The 19,832-nt window shown below is 63.2% G+C and carries 18 protein-coding genes; 13 read left to right on the top strand and 5 right to left on the bottom strand.

The annotated features are described in order from the left end of the window. Window positions 1-67 precede the first annotated feature (67 nt). The 5 genes from ACFOEV_RS10010 to glsB all read left to right on the top strand — a co-directional run bounded on the left by ACFOEV_RS10010 (window position 68) and on the right by glsB (window position 7,569). On the top strand, window positions 68-1,099 hold the full coding sequence (locus tag ACFOEV_RS10010; protein WP_386773424.1) for an alpha/beta hydrolase: 1,032 nt from the start codon (window positions 68-70) through the stop codon (window positions 1,097-1,099). A 389-nt stretch (window positions 1,100-1,488) separates the two neighbouring features. Continuing rightward, window positions 1,489-3,216: a transporter substrate-binding domain-containing protein gene (locus ACFOEV_RS10005; RefSeq protein WP_386773422.1), complete on the top strand. Its 1,728-nt coding sequence runs from the start codon at window positions 1,489-1,491 to the stop codon at window positions 3,214-3,216. Window positions 3,217-3,278: 62 nt separating this feature from the next. Then, window positions 3,279-4,691 carry a sigma-54-dependent transcriptional regulator gene (locus tag ACFOEV_RS10000; protein WP_386773420.1) on the top strand — a complete coding sequence of 471 codons (1,413 nt, stop codon included), beginning with the start codon at window positions 3,279-3,281 and terminating at the stop codon, window positions 4,689-4,691. A gap of 373 nt (window positions 4,692-5,064) precedes the next feature. Further along, the gene (locus ACFOEV_RS09995; protein ID WP_386773877.1) at window positions 5,065-6,531 is read left to right on the top strand and encodes an alanine/glycine:cation symporter family protein; all 1,467 of its coding nucleotides are present in this window, start codon (window positions 5,065-5,067) and stop codon (window positions 6,529-6,531) included. Window positions 6,532-6,648: 117 nt separating this feature from the next. Next, window positions 6,649-7,569: a glutaminase B gene (gene glsB / locus ACFOEV_RS09990; protein ID WP_386773418.1), complete on the top strand. Its 921-nt coding sequence runs from the start codon at window positions 6,649-6,651 to the stop codon at window positions 7,567-7,569. Between the two features lie 39 nt (window positions 7,570-7,608). Here the strand turns inward: glsB and ACFOEV_RS09985 are convergent, their stop codons facing one another. Next, a complete protein-coding gene (locus ACFOEV_RS09985) occupies window positions 7,609-8,814 on the bottom strand; it encodes an MFS transporter (protein ID WP_386773416.1) in 1,206 nt (401 codons plus the stop codon). A gap of 104 nt (window positions 8,815-8,918) precedes the next feature. On the opposite strand from ACFOEV_RS09985, the gene gmk reads away from it, so the two are divergent. The 6 genes from gmk (at window position 8,919) to ACFOEV_RS09955 (ending at window position 13,601) form a co-directional block, all read left to right on the top strand. After that, window positions 8,919-9,578: a guanylate kinase gene (gene gmk / locus ACFOEV_RS09980; protein WP_386773414.1), complete on the top strand. Its 660-nt coding sequence runs from the start codon at window positions 8,919-8,921 to the stop codon at window positions 9,576-9,578. Between the two features lie 72 nt (window positions 9,579-9,650). Beyond that, window positions 9,651-9,902, top strand: coding sequence for a DNA-directed RNA polymerase subunit omega (gene rpoZ, locus ACFOEV_RS09975; RefSeq protein WP_386773412.1), 252 nt, complete (start codon window positions 9,651-9,653; stop codon window positions 9,900-9,902). 29 nt (window positions 9,903-9,931) lie between these two features. Further along, window positions 9,932-12,070, top strand: a complete 2,139-nt coding sequence (locus ACFOEV_RS09970) for a RelA/SpoT family protein (RefSeq protein WP_386773410.1) — start codon at window positions 9,932-9,934, stop codon at window positions 12,068-12,070. Between the two features lie 90 nt (window positions 12,071-12,160). Then, window positions 12,161-12,550 (top strand): RidA family protein, encoded by a 390-nt coding sequence (locus ACFOEV_RS09965; RefSeq protein ID WP_386773408.1) that lies wholly within the window; start codon window positions 12,161-12,163, stop codon window positions 12,548-12,550. Between the two features lie 16 nt (window positions 12,551-12,566). Then, window positions 12,567-13,085: an RNA 2',3'-cyclic phosphodiesterase gene (gene thpR / locus ACFOEV_RS09960; protein WP_386773406.1), complete on the top strand. Its 519-nt coding sequence runs from the start codon at window positions 12,567-12,569 to the stop codon at window positions 13,083-13,085. A 9-nt stretch (window positions 13,086-13,094) separates the two neighbouring features. Further along, a complete protein-coding gene (locus ACFOEV_RS09955; protein ID WP_386773404.1) occupies window positions 13,095-13,601 on the top strand; it encodes an acyloxyacyl hydrolase in 507 nt (168 codons plus the stop codon). A gap of 7 nt (window positions 13,602-13,608) precedes the next feature. On the opposite strand, the gene ACFOEV_RS09950 is transcribed toward ACFOEV_RS09955, so the two are convergent. Next, complete coding sequence (locus tag ACFOEV_RS09950; protein ID WP_386773402.1) at window positions 13,609-14,484, bottom strand: SDR family oxidoreductase; 876 nt, start codon at window positions 14,482-14,484, stop codon at window positions 13,609-13,611. A gap of 82 nt (window positions 14,485-14,566) precedes the next feature. Here ACFOEV_RS09950 and ACFOEV_RS09945 point away from each other — a divergent pair, with 82 nt between their 5' ends. Continuing rightward, window positions 14,567-15,490: a hydrogen peroxide-inducible genes activator gene (locus tag ACFOEV_RS09945; protein ID WP_386773401.1), complete on the top strand. Its 924-nt coding sequence runs from the start codon at window positions 14,567-14,569 to the stop codon at window positions 15,488-15,490. Next, a complete protein-coding gene (recG, locus tag ACFOEV_RS09940; RefSeq protein WP_386773399.1) occupies window positions 15,487-17,568 on the top strand; it encodes an ATP-dependent DNA helicase RecG in 2,082 nt (693 codons plus the stop codon). Before ACFOEV_RS09945 ends, recG begins: the two co-directional genes overlap by 4 nt. A gap of 160 nt (window positions 17,569-17,728) precedes the next feature. Here recG and ACFOEV_RS09935 read toward each other — a convergent pair whose 3' ends face one another. The 3 genes from ACFOEV_RS09935 to ACFOEV_RS09925 form a co-directional block, all read right to left on the bottom strand. Beyond that, window positions 17,729-18,085, bottom strand: a complete 357-nt coding sequence (locus ACFOEV_RS09935) for a hypothetical protein (RefSeq protein ID WP_386773397.1) — start codon at window positions 18,083-18,085, stop codon at window positions 17,729-17,731. A gap of 131 nt (window positions 18,086-18,216) precedes the next feature. Then, a complete protein-coding gene (locus ACFOEV_RS09930; protein ID WP_386773395.1) occupies window positions 18,217-18,492 on the bottom strand; it encodes an HU family DNA-binding protein in 276 nt (91 codons plus the stop codon). Between the two features lie 145 nt (window positions 18,493-18,637). After that, window positions 18,638-19,798, bottom strand: a complete 1,161-nt coding sequence (locus ACFOEV_RS09925; protein ID WP_386773394.1) for an NAD(P)/FAD-dependent oxidoreductase — start codon at window positions 19,796-19,798, stop codon at window positions 18,638-18,640. Window positions 19,799-19,832: the final 34 nt, after the last annotated feature.

Genomic DNA, 19,832 nt, shown 5'->3' with positions numbered 1-19,832 from the left:
CAAACCGTATTCGACGGTCTTTCCTTGCCCCTTCCTCAATCTATCAATCGAACCAGGCAATCCATTTATGAGAAAGCTTTTCGTTTTATTCAGTCTGATTTTCAGTTCATTCAATGCAATGGGGGCCGATATGTCTCATGGTGCCGATAATTTTTATGAGAGTGATCAAGTGACGGTGGAAAAGGTCACCTTCAAGAATCAATACCAGATGGAAGTGGTGGGTAACCTTTTCATTCCCAAGGACTTCGATAGGGCAGACAAGCATCCTGCTATCGTTGTTGGACATCCCATGGGAGCGGTAAAGGAACAAAGCGCGAACCTGTACGCCACCAAGATGGCTGAGCGAGGATTCGTGACCCTGTCCCTCGATCTCTCTTTCTGGGGTGAGAGCGAAGGCCAGCCGCGAAACGCCGTCTCACCGGACCTCTACGCCGAAGACTTCAGCGCGGCAGTGGATTTCCTCGGAACCCGACCATTCGTTGACCGTGAGCGTATTGGCGCACTCGGCATCTGCGGCAGCGGCAGCTTCGTGATCAGCGCCGCGAAAATAGACCCGCGCATGAAGGCAATCGCCACGGTCAGCATGTACGACATGGGAGCCGCAAACCGGCACGCGCTGAACAAATCACAGACCCTTGAGCAAAGGAAACGGATCATCGCCGCGGCCGCGGAGCAGCGTTACGTGGAGTTCACCGGTGGTGAGACCCAGTATACCAGCGGCACCGTGCATGAACTGGACGAGAATACCCATCCCATCCAGCGCGAGTTCTACGATTTCTACCGTACTTCACGGGGTGAATACACACCTGAGAGTTCTTCACCGCAGTTGACCACTCATCCGACGCTGACCAGCAATGTCAAATTCATGAATTTCTATCCGTTCGAGGACATCGCGACGATCTCGCCGCGTCCGATGCTGTTCATCGCGGGTGAGAATGCGCATTCCATCGAATTCAGCGAAGACGCCTACCGGCTGGCTGCCGAGCCAAAGGAACTGGTGATTGTCCCGGATGCAGGCCACGTGGATCTGTATGATCGTGTCGATCTGATCCCATTTGATAAACTGGAAGCGTTTTTTCAAAGTCACTTGAAGCTGTAACGTTCTGCCGCAGCTGGCCGGGGGTGTCGCTCGTTGATATCCCGATTTTCTGCCTCCCCGTCAGAGATCCTTCAATCCCTCATTTTGGATTCATCCCAAAATGAGGGATCATTATGAGTGCATGACTACCACGGGTCAGGTGTACTCATCCTGATACCTCAACGTGCCAACGCCACGCCCATAGCGGTGTTGCGCTCAGAACCTGCATCCGCCCAATAAGAACCGCACGATTTGAGCGTGAGGACCGAAGCCCACCTAGGGTAGCTGTTCCAAAAGGCCAAAGTTGGAGAACGACGAGGCCGTAGGGAGTACAATGAGGAGCGATTGGCGACCAGGGCGAGTCGATATCTCAGTTCATTGATATACAAAGAAGAACCTCAAGGATCTGGATGCGGATTGAACATCGAGTGACGCGGTGGCTGGTGGCGATCGCCGCCTGCCTCGTACTGATTCCTTTGCAGAGTTGGGGACAGGAGTCACCCTCCGCCAGGGGAGACAGGGGTGACACCATCGTCGTCGGCGGGGATCACTACCACCCGCCTTACGAGTTTCTCGACGAGGATGGCCAGCCTGCTGGCTACAACGTGGAGCTGACCCGGGCCATCGCCGAGGTCATGGGAATCGACGTGCGAATCGAGCTGGCCACCTGGGGCGACATGCGCGAGCGGCTGGAGAACGGCGAGATCGATGCACTCCAGGGCATGTCCTACTCCGACGAGCGCGCCGAGCAATTCGATTTCGCGCCGTCTCATGCCATCGTGCATCAATCGATTTTCGCCCGACGTGGCGACCCGGTGGTGGACGTGGAAGGCTTGCGGGACAAGGAAGTGATCGTCCAGCGCGGCGACATCATGCACGATTACCTGATCGAGCATGACGTGGGCGCCAAACTGATCACCGTGGATACCCACGCCGATGCGCTTCGGGCGCTGGCTTCCGGCCAACACGACTACGCCCTGGTGGCCAATCTGCCGGCGCTCTACCTGAGCCGGGAGCTGGGGCTGACCAATCTCGTGCCGGTGGCAAAGCCCTTTTCCCTGCGCTACGGCTACGCGGTGAAGAAAGGGAACTCGAACCTGCTCGCCCAGTTCAGCGAAGGGCTGGCCATCCTGAAGAACACCGGGCGCCACCAGGCGATCTACGACAAGTGGCTCGGCCCCCTGGAGGGCACGCACGGCATCCCCTGGAAGAAAGTCGGCCAGGTCGGCGCGGCGGCCTCCGCGGCCCTGCTGCTAATTCTCGGCGGTATCGTGGTCTGGAACCGGATGCTCAAGCGGCAAGTCGCCAGCCGCACCGAGGAACTGCGCCAGCATCAGCAGCAGCTGATCCAGGCCGACAAGATGACCTCGCTGGGCATTCTGGTGTCCGGCGTGGCGCATGAGATCAACAACCCCAGCAGCCTGCTGCTGCTGAACCTGCCGGTACTGCGCGACGCCTATGCCGATTCCCGGGAAATTCTCGAAGCGCACTACCGCACGCACGGCGATTTCACGCTCGGCGGTCTGGCATATTCGCGGATGCGTGAAGAGATCCCTCTCATGCTCGACGAGATGCTGGAAGGCACCCAGCGTATCAAGCGCATCGTCGGCGATCTCAAGGACTTCGCGCGCCAGGGCAGCGCCGACCTGGGCGAAACCCTGGACCTCAACCAGGTAGTGATCACCGCCGTACGTCTGGTCGACAACTCGATCCGCAAGGCCACCTATCGCTTCGAGACGCACTACGCCACGGACCTACCGCCGCTCAAGGGCAACGCCCAGCGTATCGAACAGGTGGTGATCAATCTGGTGCTGAATGCCTGCCAGGCCCTGGACAGCACGGAACAGGGCATCTTCCTGGCGACCCGCCATGATCGTGTGAAGCGTTGTGTGGTACTGGAAATCCGCGATCAGGGCAGGGGCATCGATCCCGAATCGCTGACCCTGCTGACGGATCCCTTTTTCACCACCCGGCGTGAATGCGGCGGCACCGGGCTGGGCCTGTCGGTATCCTCCGGAATCGTTCGCGAACACCATGGCACCCTGGAGTTCGACTCCAGGCTCGGTGAAGGCACGACCGTTACCCTGGCCTTGCCGGCATCAGCGGAAACGACGCCCTCGCGCCCGGCGCCGAGCTGAAGCAACGCACGCTCGCAGTACGACCAATCACGCAATCCTGGACGGTAGGTGGAAAGCGCTCGATGACGATGAACCTGTACCCCTCATTCGGCCTGCTGCTCGTCGACGACGAGCCCTCTTTCCTGCGCAGCCTGAGCATTGCGCTGGAGCGCTCCGGCGGCATCACCCATATCCACCGCTGCCAGGAGAGCCGCGAGGTGATGGGGATCCTGGCGCGCGAGAACATCGGCCTGGTGACCCTCGACCTCACCATGCCGCACCTCTCCGGCGAGCGGCTGCTGAAACGCATCGTCGAGGAGCACCCGGATATCGGCGTCATCGTGATCAGCGGCCTGAACCAGGTGGAAACCGCCGTGAACTGCATCAAGCTCGGTGCCTTCGACTATTTCGTCAAGACCGATGAGGAGGGTCGGTTGATCGAAGGGGTCAAGCGGGCCATCCACCTGCAGGAGCTGCGGCGCGAGAACCAGGAGCTGCGCAAGCGCTTCCTCAACGACACCCTGGAACATCCCGAGGCGTTCGCGCATATCGTCACCGGCGACAAGGGCATGCGCTCGGTCTTCCAGTATCTGGAGTCGGTGGCGCCGACCAACCAGCCGATCCTGGTGAGTGGGGAAAGCGGTGTGGGCAAGGAGCTGATCGCTCGCGCGGCCCACACCCTGAGTGGTCGACAGGGCCCGCTGGTGTGCGTCAATGTGGCGGGGCTGGATGACAACGTCTTCGCCGATACGCTGTTCGGCCACCAGCGCGGGGCCTTCACCGGCGCCGAACAGGCGCGTGCCGGCATGATCGAACAGGCGGCGGACGGCACCCTCTTTCTCGACGAGATCGGCGACCTCAGCATGGCCTCCCAGGTAAAGCTGCTGCGCCTGCTGCAGGAAGGCGAGTACTACCCGCTCGGCAGCGACCGGCCCAAGCGCATGCGGGCCCGGGTCGTGGTCGCCACCCACCAGGACTTGGGCGAGAAGCAGAGGGCGGGGGAATTCCGCAAGGATCTCTACTACCGGCTGCGCACCCACCAGGTCCATATCCCGCCGTTGCGGCAGCGCAAATCGGACATTCCGCTGCTGCTCGAGCATTTCCTGAGCGAAGCGGCCGAGGAGCTCGGCAAGGACAAACCGACTTATCCCCCCGAACTGACGGTACTGCTAGCCAACTACGGCTTTCCCGGCAATGTGCGCGAGCTGCGCGCCATGGCCTTCGATGCCATCAGCGTCCACAAGGCCAGGACGCTGTCCATGGATGTCTTCAAGCGCACCATCCATCAGACAAACCAGGACGCCGGCACGGACCTCGCCGTCGAGCGCACCGTGTTCGCGGCCGATGAATCCCTGCCGACGCTGCATGAAGTAACCGACCTGCTGGTGCATGAAGCGATGCGGCGTGCCGAGGGCAACCAGTCCATCGCCTCGCGCCTACTGGGCATCTCGCAGCCGGCGCTGAGCAAGCGGTTGAAGAAGATGCGCACGTCCTAGGAAAACCCTGATCGCCAACCCCCTATAACCAAAGCGATATTTATAACATTGGTTATAATCGGCGATATCTCATTGTATTCCCAGTAATTTCCATGCCGCCCCTCAATGATCGTCAGGCATTGGTTATACCCCTTTGTTGTGCGCCGACTACCAATCCACTTCATGAATTATATACAAAACAATAAGTTAACTTCATCAACGTAACTGGCATGCTCTTTGCGTTATATGGGATCGGCTCGCACATCGCGAGCCCGGTATCGACAAACGCAAGTCAAGAGGTTCGACTCATCATGCCAAAAACAACAATGGCGGTAGCCATCCCACGGGTTGCTTCGCTTTCCCTGTCTGCAACGGCCACGGATGGAGATTCATGATGCTGGATTTGATCAACGATCTCCTCTGGGGCAAGGTGCTGATCGCACTGCTGATCGCGGTTGGCATCGGCTTTACTCTGGCCTCCCGCTTCGTCCAGTTTCGTTATTTTGGCCGCATGTTCCGAATCCTGAGCGCCAGCCAGGCGTTCAAGCGGGACAAGCACGGCCACCTGAGCTCTTTCCAGGCCTTGCTGCTGTCCGTCGCCGGGCGTGTCGGTGGCGGCAATATCGCCGGGGTGGCGGTGGCGATCACCCTCGGCGGTCCGGGCGCCATCTTCTGGATGTGGGTGGTCGGCCTGATGGGCATGGCCACCAGCTATCTCGAATGCACCCTCGCCCAGGCCTACAAGACAGCGGAACCCAACGGCACCTATCGCGGCGGCCCGGCGTACTACATCTCCCGCGGGCTGGGCAGCAACTGGAAGTGGCTCGCAAGCCTCTATTCGGTGCTGCTGCTGGTCACCTTCGGGTTCGGCTTCACCGCCCTGCAATCCTATGCCGTCGCCACCTCGGTGGATGATGCCTTCGGCATCCCGGTCCTCTACACCGGTATCGGCATGGCAATTGTCGTCGGCCTGATCATCTTCGGTGGCGTCAAGCGGATCGCCCGGGTGGCGGAAGTTCTGGTGCCCGTGATGGCGGTCAGTTATCTGCTGGTTGCCATCGTGGTGCTGGCCCTGAACGTCACCCGGATCCCCGAGGCGATCATGCTGATCGTCCACAGCGCCTTCGGTCTCGAGCAGGCGGTCGGCGGCGGTATCGGGGCGGCCATCCTGATGGGGGTCAAGCGTGGCCTGTTCTCCAATGAGGCGGGCCTGGGCAGCGCCCCGAACGTGGCCGCGGTCGCCTACGTGCCGCACCCGGCCAACCAGGGCATCGTGCAGGCGTTCTCGGTGTTCATCGACACCCTGATCATCTGTTCGGCCACGGCCTTCATCATCCTGCTTAGCGGCGCCTACGACCCAGCCTCCGGGATCGAGATCGGCGGCGTGGCGCTGACCCAAGCCTCGCTGGCCGATCATGTGGGCGAATGGGGGCGTAGCTTCGTCAGCGTCGCGCTGCTGCTGTTTGGCTTCAGCACCATCCTCTACAACTACTATCTCGGCGAAAACAGCATCAACTTCTTGAGCGAGCAGAACAAGACGTTGTTCAACGTCTTCCGGATCGCCATCATCGGCCTGTGTAGCTGGGGAGCGATCACCGATCTGGGTACCGTGTTTGCCTTCGCCGACGTGACCATGGGCTTCCTGGCGCTGGCCAACCTGATTGCCCTGATCATGCTGATCAAGCCGGGGCTGCGTTTCATGCGTGACTTCGACGACCAGATCAAGGCGGGTATCAAACAGCCGATTTTCGACGCCAGCAAGTTTGCCGACCTGGACATCGATGCGGCCGCCTGGGATATCGAGCCCGAGGACTTGCAGCGGGTACAACAGGCTCAAGTGGCCACACCTCCCTCCAGCTAAGCGGACAGGTAGCATCCGCGATTCGTCCGGCCCGGAGCGACATGGTCGCTCCGGGCCGGCTTCCCCTCATCCCTTGCAAGTTATGCAAGGACGCCTGAAAACCTGGTACCTGAACTCATGGTGAAGATGCGGGATTGGGTAGAAGAGATAAACGAGCGGGCCAGAACCAAGCTCGGAATCGGACGCGTCGCCGACTACATCCCGGCGCTGGCGGAACGGGATGCCAACAAATTCGGCATCGCCATCTGTACCAATGAAGGAGAGATATACGCGGCAGGCGATGCACTCGAACCGTTCTCGATACAAAGTATCTCGAAAGTGTTCCTGCTGACCCTGTCGCTACGAGTTTATGGAAACGCGTTATGGGAGCGGGTCGGACTCAATCCATCGGGCATGCCGTTCAATTCCCTGACGCAGCTCGAGGCGGAACGAGGCAAGCCTCGAAACCCCTTCATCAATGCCGGCGCCATCGTGGTTGCCGACCGCCTGGTCAGCGCCTTCGCCACGCCGTCGAAGCATCTCCAGGATGTCGCCAGGAAATTGTCCGGCAACGAGTCGATCCTGATCGACAGGCGTGTCCTGGAGTCGGAATGGCAGCATCGCTCACGCAACGCCGCCATGGCCTACCTGATGAAGGCTTTCGACAATATCGACAATGACGTCGATCATGTCCTGCATTCCTATTTTTCCTGCTGTTCATTGAGCATGAGCTGCATCGACCTCGCCATTGCCCTGAATTATCTGGCGGCAGACGGTCATGCACACGCCACGGGCGAGCCGTTCATCGCGCCGGACCTGGCGCGCCGGATCAATTCGATCATGGTTACCTCCGGCATGTATGACGCCGCGGGCGACTTCGCCTACCGTGTGGGGTTACCCGCCAAGAGCGGTGTCGGTGGCGGCATCGTCGCCATCGTGCCGGGCAAATTCTCGGTGTGTGCCTGGTCGCCGGCACTCGACGAAAACGGCAACTCGGTGGCCGCCCAGTATGCCCTGGAACTGCTCGCGAGTGAGATGGACGCGCGGCTCGGGCGTTAGCACTGCCCGAGCAAACCGCCGTGGCCGTTCGTTGCCCGGTTACACCGAGGACGCCAGGGTGCGCCGCCGCAATAGCACCAGTGCCACGGCCGAGAGTAGCGCCACGAAGCCAGCGAACCCCACGCCGGTGGCCGCCAGGCCGATGACCCGTGCCACCAGCCCGATGCCGACCACGGGAATCGACAGCGCCACGTAGGCCACGACGAAGAACGCCGACGTCACCGCGCCACGCTGGTCGACTGGACTCGCCGCAGCGACCGCCCCCAGCCCGGCACGGAAGGCGATGCCTTGCCCCAGCCCGACGACGGCCGCCCCGGCCAGGAAGATCCCCAGCGAGGGTACGCCGATGCCGGTGCCGATCAGGCCTGCCCCCACGATCACCACGCTACAACCCAGCGGTAGACGCCTGTGCTCGGCAAAACGCCCCTGTAGGCGCTGCCCCAGGGTCGAGGCGAAGAAGACCCCGCCGGCGACGACGCCGATCAGCGCCAGGTGGGAGTAACCCAGCACCTGCCCCATGAAGGCCGGCGCGGTGGCGGTGAAGAAGCCCAGCACCGCGAAGCCGGCAAACCCGGCAGTGGCTGCGGGGAGAAACACCTCGCGTACCTCGGGTGGCACCTTCAGACGCTGGAGAGACAAGCGTGGATGGGCGGGGCGTACGACCGTCTCCGGGGCCAACCACACGGCGACCATGGCCAGCGCGAGCAAGCCCAGATGAACGGCATAGGCGAGATGCAGCGGCCAGGGGGCATATTGTCCCAGCAGCCCGGCGGTCACTGGCCCCAGGCCCAGACCGCCCATGTTGGCGGCGGTGGCGACGAAGGTGGCGGGTCGCTTCCAGGCCGGCGGTGCCAGTTCGATCACCGCCACGGTCGCCGTGCCGGTGAAGATCCCGGCGGAAATGCCCGAGAGGAGACGCCCGGCGAGTAACGATGTCAGGCCATCGCTGTGATAGAACACCACATCGCTGGACGCGGCAGCGACCAGCCCCAGGAACAGCAGTGGGCGACGACCGACCTGATCCGACCAGCGTCCGGTGACGATCAGTGCCGCGATCACCCCCACTGCGTAGACAGCGAAGATCACCGTGATCATCAACTGGGAAAAGCCGAACCGCTGCTGATAGAGCGGATACAGCGGTGTCGGCAGGGTCGTACCCAGCATGATCACCAGGAAGGCGAAGGCGACACCGAGGAAGAGCAGACGCGAGGTGAGCGCACGGGGAGGCGACGAGACAGTGGGCATAGCCATCCTTGTCCGGAGGAATCCGACTGCGACAGTGTAGAAGCAGCTAAACAATGTGCGATAATACGCGTTTCTCTCGAAGCGGCTCAATCGGACACACCACCATGTCCCAAGGTACCTCTCGCAGTACCCTCGCCTACGGTACTCTGTTCATCGTTTCCGCGCCTTCCGGCGCCGGCAAGACCAGCCTGGTCCGTGCGCTGCTCGGGCGTCTCGGCGACCTCCAGGTTTCGGTATCGCATACCACCCGCCCCCAGCGGCCGGGCGAAGTCGACGGCGTCAACTACCACTTCGTCGGGGTGGCGGCTTTCGAGTCGATGATCGAACGCGGCGACTTCTTCGAATACGCCCGGGTGTTCGACAACTACTACGGCACCTCGCGCCCGGCGGTACAGGCGCTACTGGCCGCCGGACAGGATGTGATCCTGGAGATCGACTGGCAGGGCGCCCGCCAGGTGCGCGCCCAGGTACCGGAGGCGGAGTCGATCTTCATCCTGCCGCCCTCGCGGGAGGCCCTGCGCCAACGGCTATCGAACCGCGGCACCGACGACGCCGCCGTGATCGAACGGCGCATGCGCGATGCCATCAGCGAGATGTCGCACTTCGATGAATACCGGCATGTGATCATCAACGACGACTTCGACACCGCCCTGGCCGATCTGGAGAGCCTGATCCGCGCCAACCGTTCGCAACTGGCGCGAATCAAGGAGCGCCACGCCCCATTGCTGGAAGCGCTCTTGTCACATGGTAAAGGGGTCGAGTAGACTCATTAGTTCCCTCCAAAGATTTCAACCACGTGCGTTTGACGCATCAACCGCAATATCAGGATACCGCTCATGGCGCGAGTCACCGTTGAAGATTGTCTGGAAAATGTCGAAAATCGGTTCAAGCTGGTGATGATCTCCACCCAGCGCGCCCGCCAGTTGGCCCGCGGCTCTCGCGATGCACTGCTGCCGTGGGAGAACGACAAGTGCACTGTCATGGCCCTGCGTGAGATCGCCGCCGGCAAGATCGACGAGAATGTGCTCGACGAACCCATCGAAGCCCCGGTGCGCATACGCCGTGAGCCCGAGATGGGAGAGGAGTGACATTCGTCATTTTGGTATAGGCGCGTAGCATGTTTACCATCGATGACCTGGCCGACCGCCTTGGCGGCTACCTTCCCCCGGACGAGATCCAGCAGGTCAAGCGCGCCTTCTACTACGCCGAGCAGGCCCACGATGGCCAGCGCCGTCGCTCCGGCGAACCCTATGTGACCCACCCCCTGGCGGTGGCCAATATCCTCGCCAACATGCACATGGACCATCAGAGCCTGATGGCCGCCATGCTGCATGACGTCATCGAAGACACCGGCGTGTCGAAGGACGCCCTGGCGTTGCAATTCGGCGAACCGGTCGCGGAGCTGGTCGATGGCGTCTCCAAGCTGACCCAGATCACCTTCGAGGACAAGGCGGTCGCCCAGGCGGAGAATTTCCAGAAGATGGTCCTGGCGATGTCCAAGGATATCCGCGTGATCATCGTCAAGCTCGCCGACCGCCTGCACAACATGCGCACCCTGGGTGCCCTGCGCCCGGAGAAGAAACGGCGCATCGCCCGCGAGACGCTGGAGATCTACGCGCGCATCGCCAGCCGGCTGGGCATCAACACCATCCGCGTCGAACTCGAGGACCTGTCCTTCCAGGCCCTGCATCCGATGCGCGCCGAACGCATCAAGCGTGCCGTCAGCAAGGCCCGTGGCCATCGTCGCTCGACCATTCGCCAGTTGCAGAACAGCCTCCAGAAGTGCCTCGACGATGACGGCCTGCCGGGCACGGTGATCGGCCGCCAGAAGCACCTGCTGTCGATCTATCGCAAGATGCGCGACCAGCGCAAGTCGTTCGCCGAGATCATGGACGTCTTCGGCTTCCGCATTCTCACCGACGACGTCGACAGCTGCTATCGCATCCTGGGGGCGGTGCACAACCTCTACAAGCCAGTCCCGGGGCGCTTCAAGGACTATATCGCCATTCCCAAGGCCAACGGCTACCAGAGCCTGCACACCACCTTGTTCGGCAGCGGTGGCATGCCCATCGAGGTGCAGATCCGCACCCGCGAGATGGAGGCCATGGCCAACAACGGCATCGCCGCCCATTGGCTGTACAAGGCCGGCCAGACCGCACGCCCCATCGCCGCCGGCAGCCATGCCCGGGCGCGTGAGTGGGTACGCGGCCTGCTCGAGATGCAGCGCCATGCCGGCAACCCGCTGGAGTTCATCGAACACGTCAAGAACGACCTGTTCCCCGACGATATCTACGTGTTCACCCCCAAAGGCGACATCATGGAGCTGCCCCAGGGCGCCACGGTGATCGACTTCGCCTACAGCGTGCATACCGATATCGGCAACAGCTGCATCGCCTGTCGTATCGACCGCCACCTGGCACCGTTGTCGAGCCGCCTGGAAAGCGGCCAGACACTGGAGATCATCACCGCCCCCGGCGCGCGCCCCAATACCACCTGGCTGTCGTTCGTGGTCACCGCCAAGGCCCGCTCGGCGATCCGCCACGCCTTGAAGCATCAACAACATACCGAGTCGGTGCAGCTTGGCCGCCGACTGCTCAACAAGGCCCTGGCCGACTTCGATACCAGCCTCGAGGAACTGCCCAAGGGGCACCTGCGCAAGCTGCTCGACGAGATGGGGCTCAAGCACGAGGACGATCTGCTGGAGTCCATCGGCCTCGGCACGCGACTGGCCTACGCCATCGCTCGCCGGCTGATCGACGCCCTGCCCGACAGCAGCGGCCCGGCAGAGCGCCCGCGCGCTTCGTCGCAGGGCGGCCCCATCGTGATCAGCGGCTCCGAAGGCATGGTCATCAACTTCGCACGTTGCTGTCACCCACTGCCGGGCGACCCGGTGATCGGCCACTTGTCGGCAGGCAAGGGAATCGTCGTCCACCGTACCGAGTGCCGCAATCTCGGCGAACGCAAGAACAACCCGGAAAACCTCTTCGCCCTGGAATGGTCGCAACACATCCAGGATGATTTCCCGGTCGCGCTGCGCATCCAGATGGAGAGCCGTCGGGGGCTGGTCGCCGAGCTGGCCAGCCTGGTCACCGACGCCAATGCCAATATCGAGCGTATCGGCATCGAGGAGCGCGACGCCCGGTTGTCGATCGTCAACCTGACGATCGCCGTACGCGATCGCGTGCACCTGGCACGCATCATCAAACGGATCCGCAACCTGCCCCACGTGGGCAGGATCAGCCGCGTCAGAAACTGAACCATGCGATCGCCCCGCCACCCGGTAGAGGTGGCGGGGCGATCGTTTTTCATTACAAACATTGCGTCCCACATCGCAAGGAGTCATACCATGAGCAACAAGGCCGTCATCAACACCGACAAGGCACCCGCCGCCATCGGCCCCTACTCCCAGGCCATCAAGGCCGGCAATACCGTCTACCTGTCCGGGCAGATCCCGCTCGACCCAGCGACCATGGAGCTGGTCTCCGACGACTTCGAGGCTCAGGCACGCCAGGTCTTCACCAACCTGAGCGCGGTCTGCGAGGAAGCCGCCGGTTCGCTGCAGGATATCGTCAAGATCAACCTCTACCTGGTCGATCTAGATAACTTCGCCATCGTCAACCGGGTGATGGAGGAGTTCTTCGCCGCACCCTATCCGGCACGTGCCGCGGTCGGCGTCAAGGCACTGCCCAAAGGCAGCCAGGTGGAGGCCGAGGCGGTGATGGTACTCGGAGACTAGAAAGCGGGAATGGGACATGATGCGGTTGTTCTTCGGCCTATGGCCCGATGAGGCACTGCGTCACCAGCTGGCCACGCTGGCGCGACAGGTGCAGGGTACTTGCGGCGGGCGCTGCCCGCGCGAAGAGGCTATGCATCTGACCCTGGCGTTTCTCGGCGATGTCTCCCCGGCGCAGGCCTCGCGGCTGATCACGCTGACCCAGCACTTCGACTGCCCGGCCGGTGAGTGGACGCTGGATCACTTCGGCCACTTCCGGCGCAGCGGCATCCTGTGGCTGGGCAGTCAGTCGCCGGCGCCGGGGCTGGAAACCCTGTACCGGAATCTCTGGAAGGCGCTGGTCGTGCGTGGATTCACACCGCCGAAGCGTCCCTTCCTGCCGCATGTCACGTTGCTGCGCAAGGTTCGCCGGCCGAACATGGCGACACTGCCCGACATTCACGTCGACTGGCGTTATAATCAGCTAAAACTGATACATTCCGTCGCTGATGGTCCGGTCCGCCGCTATGTCTCCCTGGCCCACACGACGACCGGTTGAGGAGTCACCATGACAAGAAAGCTCCGGGCCGTCAGGCTCTCATTGCTGGTCGCGGCGCTGCTGGCCACATCTCCCGCCTATGCCGATCTTTCTGTGGCAGGCGGCATCACCAGCGAAAGCACCGCGGCACTGAAGGTCGAGCTCGACCGCGAATTCAGCCTCGAGAGCTGGCACCCACGTCTCAGCCTGCGCCTCGCGACCGGCCTGCTACTGCTTTCCAGCGACACTGAGCACGGCAACGCTGCCTGGCTGCTCACCCCGGCCTTTCGTTACACCTTCGCCGGTGAGAGCGGCACCTTCCTCGAAGCGGGAATCGGTGCCAGCGTGTTTCTCGAGACCCGGGTCGAATCGCGCGAACTCTCGACCTCCTTCCAGTTCGAGGACCGTCTGGCGCTGGGCATGCCACTGGCCCGAGGCGAAATCATGGCCAGCGTGACACACTACTCCAATGCCCGCATCGCACGGCCCAACGATGGCTTCGAGGTCTTTGCCTTGAGCTACCGTCGCCCTTGGTAGGGAGGGTTCAGGCTTTCTCCTGGTGCAGAAAGCCCCCTTGTTCGAGCACCTGGGCATAGCCTTCGCGATAGCTGGGAAAACGGAACAGATAGCCGGATTCACGCAGGCGGGTGTTGTCGCAACGCTTGCTGGAACGACGCCGCAGCGGTGACTGGATGGTCTCGGTGGTTTCCACCTTGAGCTTGCCGGCCAGCCAGGCCATGACCTCGTGCAGCGGAGCGGGCTCGCAATCGGTGGCCAGATACAGCTCACCGATGCCCTCACCGCCGAGCGTCAGGTCGATCAGATGGGCCAGCACGCCGGCACAGTCGTCACGATGAATGCGATTGGTATACATCGGCGGTGCGGCAGGAGCGATACGGCCCTCGCTGACCTGCCGAATCAAGCGATCACGCCCCGGACCATAGATGCCGGAGAAGCGCACCACGGTGCCGGGCAACTCGTGTTCGAACAGGACTTGCTCGGCCGCGTGCATCAACTGCCCGGAAAAGCCGTGCGGGTTGATGGGACTGGTCTCGTCGACGAGCTCACCGTCCTGCTGGGCATAGACGCTGGTCGAGGAGACGAAGAAGATGCGTTTGGGTGGGTTATCGCGACGGCCATATTCATTCAGCACGGCCTTGAGGCCCGTGGGGTAAGCGGCCTGGTAGGCGCTTTCCTCGAAGTGGTCGGCGCTTACCACATAGACGACGATATCGGCATCGGGCAACGCCGCCGGCGTACCTTCGGCATTGATATCCAATGCCAGCGCCTCGATGCCGCTGCCCTCGAGTGCCCGCGCATTGCGACGCACGCCCAGCACCCGCTGGCCAGCGTCGCGCAACTGCCGGCCCAGGGTCATGCCGATATCGCCACAGCCTATAATCAGAGTCGTCGTCTTCACCTTTCCTTCGCCCCTTGATAAAAAGTCCCTATTGGAAACTATCCGTCCATTTGCTTCGAGAGGATGCCGCGAAGGCACCACCATGACTCTAACAGAACTTAGGTACATCGTAACCTTGGCCCAGGAACGTCATTTCGGTCGCGCCGCCGAGCGTTGCTTCGTCTCCCAGCCCACCCTGTCGGTCGCCGTCAAGAAGCTCGAGGAAGAGCTCGGCGTGGCATTGTTCGAGCGCTCCAAGTCCACGGTGCAGGTCACGCCGCTGGGCGAGCAGATCGTCGAACAGGCCCAGCGCGTGCTGGAGCAAAGCAGCGTCATCAGGGAGCTGGCCAACGCCGGCAAGGATCAGCTCGCCAGCCCCTTGCGCATCGGCGCCATCTACACCATCGGCCCCTACCTGTTTCCGCACCTGGTCCCGGAACTGGCCCGCTCGGCATCACAGATGCCGTTGTACATCGAAGAGGGATTCACCGCCAACCTGCGTCGCAAGCTGCGCAGCGGAGAACTGGATGCGATCATCGTCGCCCTGCCCTTTACCGAAACCGACGTGCTGACCAAACCCCTGTACGACGAGCCCTTCGAGGTGCTGATGCCGGCGGGCCACCCGTGGACGGCCAAGGCCACCATCGACAAGGAAGACTTGCTCACCGAACGCTTGCTGCTACTCGGCGAGGGGCACTGTTTCCGCGACCAGATCCTCGAGGCCTGCCCAGCGATCAGCGCCCAACTCAACAGCCCCAGCAATACCCTGACTGCCGAGGGCGGATCGCTGGAAACCATTCGCCACATGGTCGCCTCCAAGCTCGGCGTGACGGTGCTGCCGCATTCAGCCATCGGCACCGGGCATTATGAAGCCGGGGTGCTGGAAAGCCGCCCGTTCACGCCCGAGGCGCCGGCGCGCACCGTGGCCATCGCCTGGCGGGCCAGTTTCCCGCGGCCCAAGGCCATCGATGCCCTGACCGAGGCCATCGGCCGCTGCCGTCGTCTGCAGCAGCTCGAGCCGGCATGAGCGACCTGGCGCAATCCGTCACGGCGCTGTCCGGCATCGGCGAGGCACTGGCCGCCAAGCTGGCGCGGCTGCGCATCGAGAGCGTCGCCGACCTGCTCTTCCATCTGCCGCTGCGCTATCAGGATCGCACGCGCATCACGCCCATCGCCACCCTGCGCGCCGGGCACGAGGCGGTGGTCGAAGGCGAGGTGGCCGCCAGCGATGTGGTGCGGGGGCGGCGACGCAGTCTGCTGGTGCGCCTCAAGGATGGCTCGGGCATCCTCAGCCTGCGCTTCTTCCATTTCTCCCCCGCCCAGCAACAGCAGTTCCACCCGGGCGTCCGCGTGCGTTGCTTCGGCGAGGCCCGCGCGGGTGCCACCGGGCTCGAGATCTATCACCCGGAATATCGGCTGCTCAAGGCCGACGACACCCCGGTGGAAGATCACCTGACCCCCATCTACCCCACCACCGAGGGTCTCAATCAGGCCCGCCTGCGAGGGCTGATCGGCCAGGCCCTGAAAGTGCTCGACGCAGCGCCCGCCTCGCTGCCCGACTGGATTCCCGAGACTCTGCGCGAGAGGTTTCGCCTGCCCGAGCTGCATGACTCACTGCGCTACCTGCACGAGCCACCACCGGACGCCGATCTCGCCCGCCTGGCCGATGGCCGGCATCCCACCCAGCGCCGCCTGGCCCTGGAAGAGCTGCTGGCCCACCAACTCAGCCTGCGGCAGGTGCGTCTGCGCATCCAGTCCGATGGTGCCCCCACGCTGACCTCGGGGCGCGGCCTGCAGACTCGCTTCGTCACCCAACTGCCGTTCGCCCTGACCGGGGCCCAGCGCCGGGTGTTCGACGAGATCGCCCATGACCTGGAGCGGCCACTGCCGATGCTGCGACTGGTCCAGGGCGACGTCGGCTCGGGCAAGACGGTGGTGGCGGCGATGGCCGCGCTGCAGGCGATCGCCAACGGCTGCCAGGCGGCGATGATGGCGCCCACCGAGATCCTCGCCGAACAGCATTTCCGCACCTTTCGCGACTGGCTTGCGCCCCTCGGCATCGACGTCGCCTGGCTGGCCGGCAAGCTCAAGGGCAAGGCGCGGCTCGACACCAAGGCGGCGATCCTCGACGGCCGCGCGCAGATGGTGGTCGGCACCCATGCGCTGTTCCAGGGCGACGTGCACTTCCAGCGCCTGGGCCTGGCGATCGTCGACGAACAGCACCGCTTCGGCGTCCACCAGCGCCTGGCCCTGCGCGAGAAGGGCGAGGCCGGCGGCCTGACGCCTCACCAGCTGGTGATGACCGCCACGCCGATTCCGCGCACCCTGGCGATGAGCGCCTACGCCGATCTCGATGTCTCGGTGATCGACGAACTGCCGCCCGGCCGCACCCCGGTGCAGACCGTCGCCGTGCCCGACGAACGCCGCCCCGAGGTCGTCACCCGCATCCGCCAGGCATGCGCCGCGGGGCGCCAGGCCTATTGGGTATGCACCCTGATCGAGGAGTCCGAGGCACTGCAGTGCCAGGCCGCGGAAGCGACCCGCGACAGCCTTGTCGAGGCGTTGCCGGAGTTGACCATCGGGCTGGTGCATGGGCGCATGAAGGCCACCGAGAAAACCGAGGTGATGGCCGCCTTCAAGGCCGGTGAGCTGGACCTGCTGGTCGCCACCACGGTGATCGAAGTCGGCGTCGACGTGCCCAACGCCAGCCTGATGATCATCGAGAATCCCGAACGCCTGGGCCTGTCGCAGTTGCACCAGCTACGCGGCCGTGTCGGGCGCGGCTCCACCGAGAGCTTCTGCGTACTGCTCTATCACCCGCCCCTGTCTGCCCACTCCCGCGAGCGGCTGGCGGTGATGCGCGAAACCAACGACGGCTTTCGCATCGCCGAGAAGGACCTGGAGCTGCGCGGCCCCGGCGAAGTGCTGGGGACCCGCCAGACCGGCCTGGCCCAGATGAAGATCGCCGACCTGGAACGCGACCGCGACCTGCTCGAACAGGTCAGCCCTCTTGCCAAGGCCTTGCTGGAGGAGGCCCCGGCCGCCAGCACGCCGCTGATCCGCCGCTGGCTGGGCGAAGAAGCGGGAAGGTATGGGCAGGTGTAGGATTACCGGCAACGAGCGGCGAGCTTCGGGCAGCGAGCTGGCAGAGGCTTGTAGCCCGTAGCCCGTAGCCCGTAGCCCGTAGCCCGTAGCCCGTAGCCCGTAGCCCGTAGCCCGTAGCCCGTAGCCCGTAGCCCGTAGCCCGTAGCCCGTAGCCCGTAGCTCAAAGATACTTTAGCAACTTCTGCAGTTTCTGCAGATCGCCGGAATCGCCGACCAGGCGTACGTTACCGGCCATCATGCCGTCGAGGAAGGCCCGCTGGGTGGGTCTTCTGAGTACCTTGACGGCGGTGGCTTCATCGTCGAAGCGTAGTTCGAGGTCGAGATCCACCGGCAGGCCAGGGCCGGTCTCGATGCCCTTGGGTGACATGCGGTAATGGCGGGCGATGGATAGGTCTTCGGTGGCGATGCCCCAGTCGAGGCCGCGAATCTCGGCAAGCGCATCGCGAAAACGTGGCTTGCGACGCTGGGCACGCTTGAGCATCAAGCCGAGTAACCACAGCATCAATCGAAGCTTCATGGCGGTCCTTGCGAAAGAAGGAAAACGGGAATGCTCGCCGGCTGCTGAATGACAGCCGGCGGGGCCTGGCGCAGGGTTCCCCCTCTCGATGCTCCAACACCAGGCAGCCTCGAAAGGCTCCGAAGCCGGCGCTACTTGGTCACTGCTTCCTTGAGTGCCTTGCCTGGCTTGAAAGCCACCGTCTTGCTGGCCGGAATGGTCAAGGGTTGGCCAGTTTGCGGGTTCTTGCCGGTACGAGCGGCACGCTCGCGCACGGTGAAGGAGCCGAAACCGATCAGGGATACGTCCTGCCCCTTGGCCACACTGCCGGTAATCTCGTCGAGAATGACATTGAGTACCTGCCCGGCCTTGTCCTTGGAAAGATCGGCACGCTCGGCAATCGCCGAGGCGAGTTCTGGTTTGCGCATAAAAAACCCTCCTGATTTGGCATAAGCAAGGCGGCCTGGCCGCCGTCATTATTGTTCATTGAGAAGCGACACCCGTTGCGATGCATTGTCGTTCCCTGCGAGAACGACTGCCGCCCCCTGCGAGAACGACTGCACCATAACGTCACTAGACTAGCAACGCCGGGGCCGCTCGCGCCAGTTCGACTTTCCGCCTGACGCAGGCGCCTGTCAACGCAAATCCAATCAAACGTCCGTCTTCGTCCTCGGCCAAGGCTGTCAAGTCGGGGCTCTCCCCTTCGATATGCCAACGCGCCGGCGCCTGTCTCGGCGGCAGGGAGACCACCGGACATACCGGGGTCTTGACCAGCACCGGCCAGGGACCATAGCTGACTCGCGTCGGGGTGCCGGAGAGGGTGGCCGCCAGGGCCTTGGCACAGGCCTGCAACGGCTGTACGTACATGGCATTGATACCGTCCACACAGGCCACGTCGCCCAGAGCATGGACTCCCGGGGCCGACGTGCGCAGATAGCGGTCGGTATGGATACCCGCATCACTGACCTCGAGCCCCGCTTCGGCGGCAAGCTGGATACGCGGCTTGAGGCCGGTGGCGACCAGCACCAGGTCCGCTTCCAGGGTATCGCCATCGCTCAATGTCATACTTACATTAGCTCCGCCCTCTTCGAGAGTGGCCAGGGTGCGCCCCATCCGCAGCTCGATACCGCTATCGCGCATGGCATCGCCCAGCGCCTTGCCCAGTGGCTCGGGCAGCAGACGCGCCAAGGGCGTGGTTTCCGGAGCGATCAGGCAGACCCGATGACCGCCATCGGCGAGATCGTTGGCGAACTCGCAACCCACCAGTCCGGCGCCGACGATGGCTACCCGGCCGGGCCGGCCGAGACGACTCAGGGCATGATGGAAGACGCGGTAATCATCGAGATCGTTGATGGTGAAGACCCGCCCGCTGACACTCTCGGCAATCGCCATCGGCGGCTGCGGCACCGCCCCGGTGGCGATCACCAACTCGCCGTAGGGCAGCGCTTCGCGATCCAGCCACAGCGTGTTGGCCTCGACATCGATGGCCGTGACCCGCGTATGGGTACGCACCACCGCCTCCAGTTGATCCGCCACCTCCAACGCCGAGCGTTGCGCCAGGCGTTCGGGGGGCAGGCCCTTGGCGAACCCGGTAGACAGCAGGGGCTTGGAGTAGTCATCGCCACTGTCCGCCGTAATCAGCGTGATCGCTCGCTCGGGATCCCGGGCACGCAGTTGTCGGGCCAGGCCGAGGCCAGCCATGCCGGTACCGAGAATGGTCAGAGGTTCGCTCATGAAGCTCCTGGCAAGCCAATATCATCGAGCCCAC

Origin of the sequence: Litchfieldella rifensis (genome assembly GCF_042646605.1) — a bacterium.
Lineage (GTDB): Bacteria > Pseudomonadota > Gammaproteobacteria > Pseudomonadales > Halomonadaceae > Litchfieldella > Litchfieldella rifensis.
This window is presented reverse-complemented; position numbering and strand designations above follow the sequence as displayed.

What these genes read in the sequence shown, in the direction of transcription:
- ACFOEV_RS10010 (WP_386773424.1), top strand. Translation starts at nt 68, where the DNA reads ATGAGAAAGCTTTTCGTTTTATTCAGTCTGATTTTCAGTTCATTCAAT.
- ACFOEV_RS10005 (WP_386773422.1), top strand. Translation starts at nt 1,489, where the DNA reads ATGCGGATTGAACATCGAGTGACGCGGTGGCTGGTGGCGATCGCCGCC.
- ACFOEV_RS10000 (WP_386773420.1), top strand. Translation starts at nt 3,279, where the DNA reads ATGACGATGAACCTGTACCCCTCATTCGGCCTGCTGCTCGTCGACGAC.
- ACFOEV_RS09995 (WP_386773877.1), top strand. Translation starts at nt 5,065, where the DNA reads ATGCTGGATTTGATCAACGATCTCCTCTGGGGCAAGGTGCTGATCGCA.
- glsB (WP_386773418.1), top strand. Translation starts at nt 6,649, where the DNA reads ATGGTGAAGATGCGGGATTGGGTAGAAGAGATAAACGAGCGGGCCAGA.
- ACFOEV_RS09985 (WP_386773416.1), bottom strand. Translation starts at nt 8,814, where the DNA reads ATGCCCACTGTCTCGTCGCCTCCCCGTGCGCTCACCTCGCGTCTGCTC.
- gmk (WP_386773414.1), top strand. Translation starts at nt 8,919, where the DNA reads ATGTCCCAAGGTACCTCTCGCAGTACCCTCGCCTACGGTACTCTGTTC.
- rpoZ (WP_386773412.1), top strand. Translation starts at nt 9,651, where the DNA reads ATGGCGCGAGTCACCGTTGAAGATTGTCTGGAAAATGTCGAAAATCGG.
- ACFOEV_RS09970 (WP_386773410.1), top strand. Translation starts at nt 9,932, where the DNA reads ATGTTTACCATCGATGACCTGGCCGACCGCCTTGGCGGCTACCTTCCC.
- ACFOEV_RS09965 (WP_386773408.1), top strand. Translation starts at nt 12,161, where the DNA reads ATGAGCAACAAGGCCGTCATCAACACCGACAAGGCACCCGCCGCCATC.
- thpR (WP_386773406.1), top strand. Translation starts at nt 12,567, where the DNA reads ATGATGCGGTTGTTCTTCGGCCTATGGCCCGATGAGGCACTGCGTCAC.
- ACFOEV_RS09955 (WP_386773404.1), top strand. Translation starts at nt 13,095, where the DNA reads ATGACAAGAAAGCTCCGGGCCGTCAGGCTCTCATTGCTGGTCGCGGCG.
- ACFOEV_RS09945 (WP_386773401.1), top strand. Translation starts at nt 14,567, where the DNA reads ATGACTCTAACAGAACTTAGGTACATCGTAACCTTGGCCCAGGAACGT.
- recG (WP_386773399.1), top strand. Translation starts at nt 15,487, where the DNA reads ATGAGCGACCTGGCGCAATCCGTCACGGCGCTGTCCGGCATCGGCGAG.
- ACFOEV_RS09935 (WP_386773397.1), bottom strand. Translation starts at nt 18,085, where the DNA reads ATGAAGCTTCGATTGATGCTGTGGTTACTCGGCTTGATGCTCAAGCGT.
- ACFOEV_RS09930 (WP_386773395.1), bottom strand. Translation starts at nt 18,492, where the DNA reads ATGCGCAAACCAGAACTCGCCTCGGCGATTGCCGAGCGTGCCGATCTT.
- ACFOEV_RS09925 (WP_386773394.1), bottom strand. Translation starts at nt 19,798, where the DNA reads ATGAGCGAACCTCTGACCATTCTCGGTACCGGCATGGCTGGCCTCGGC.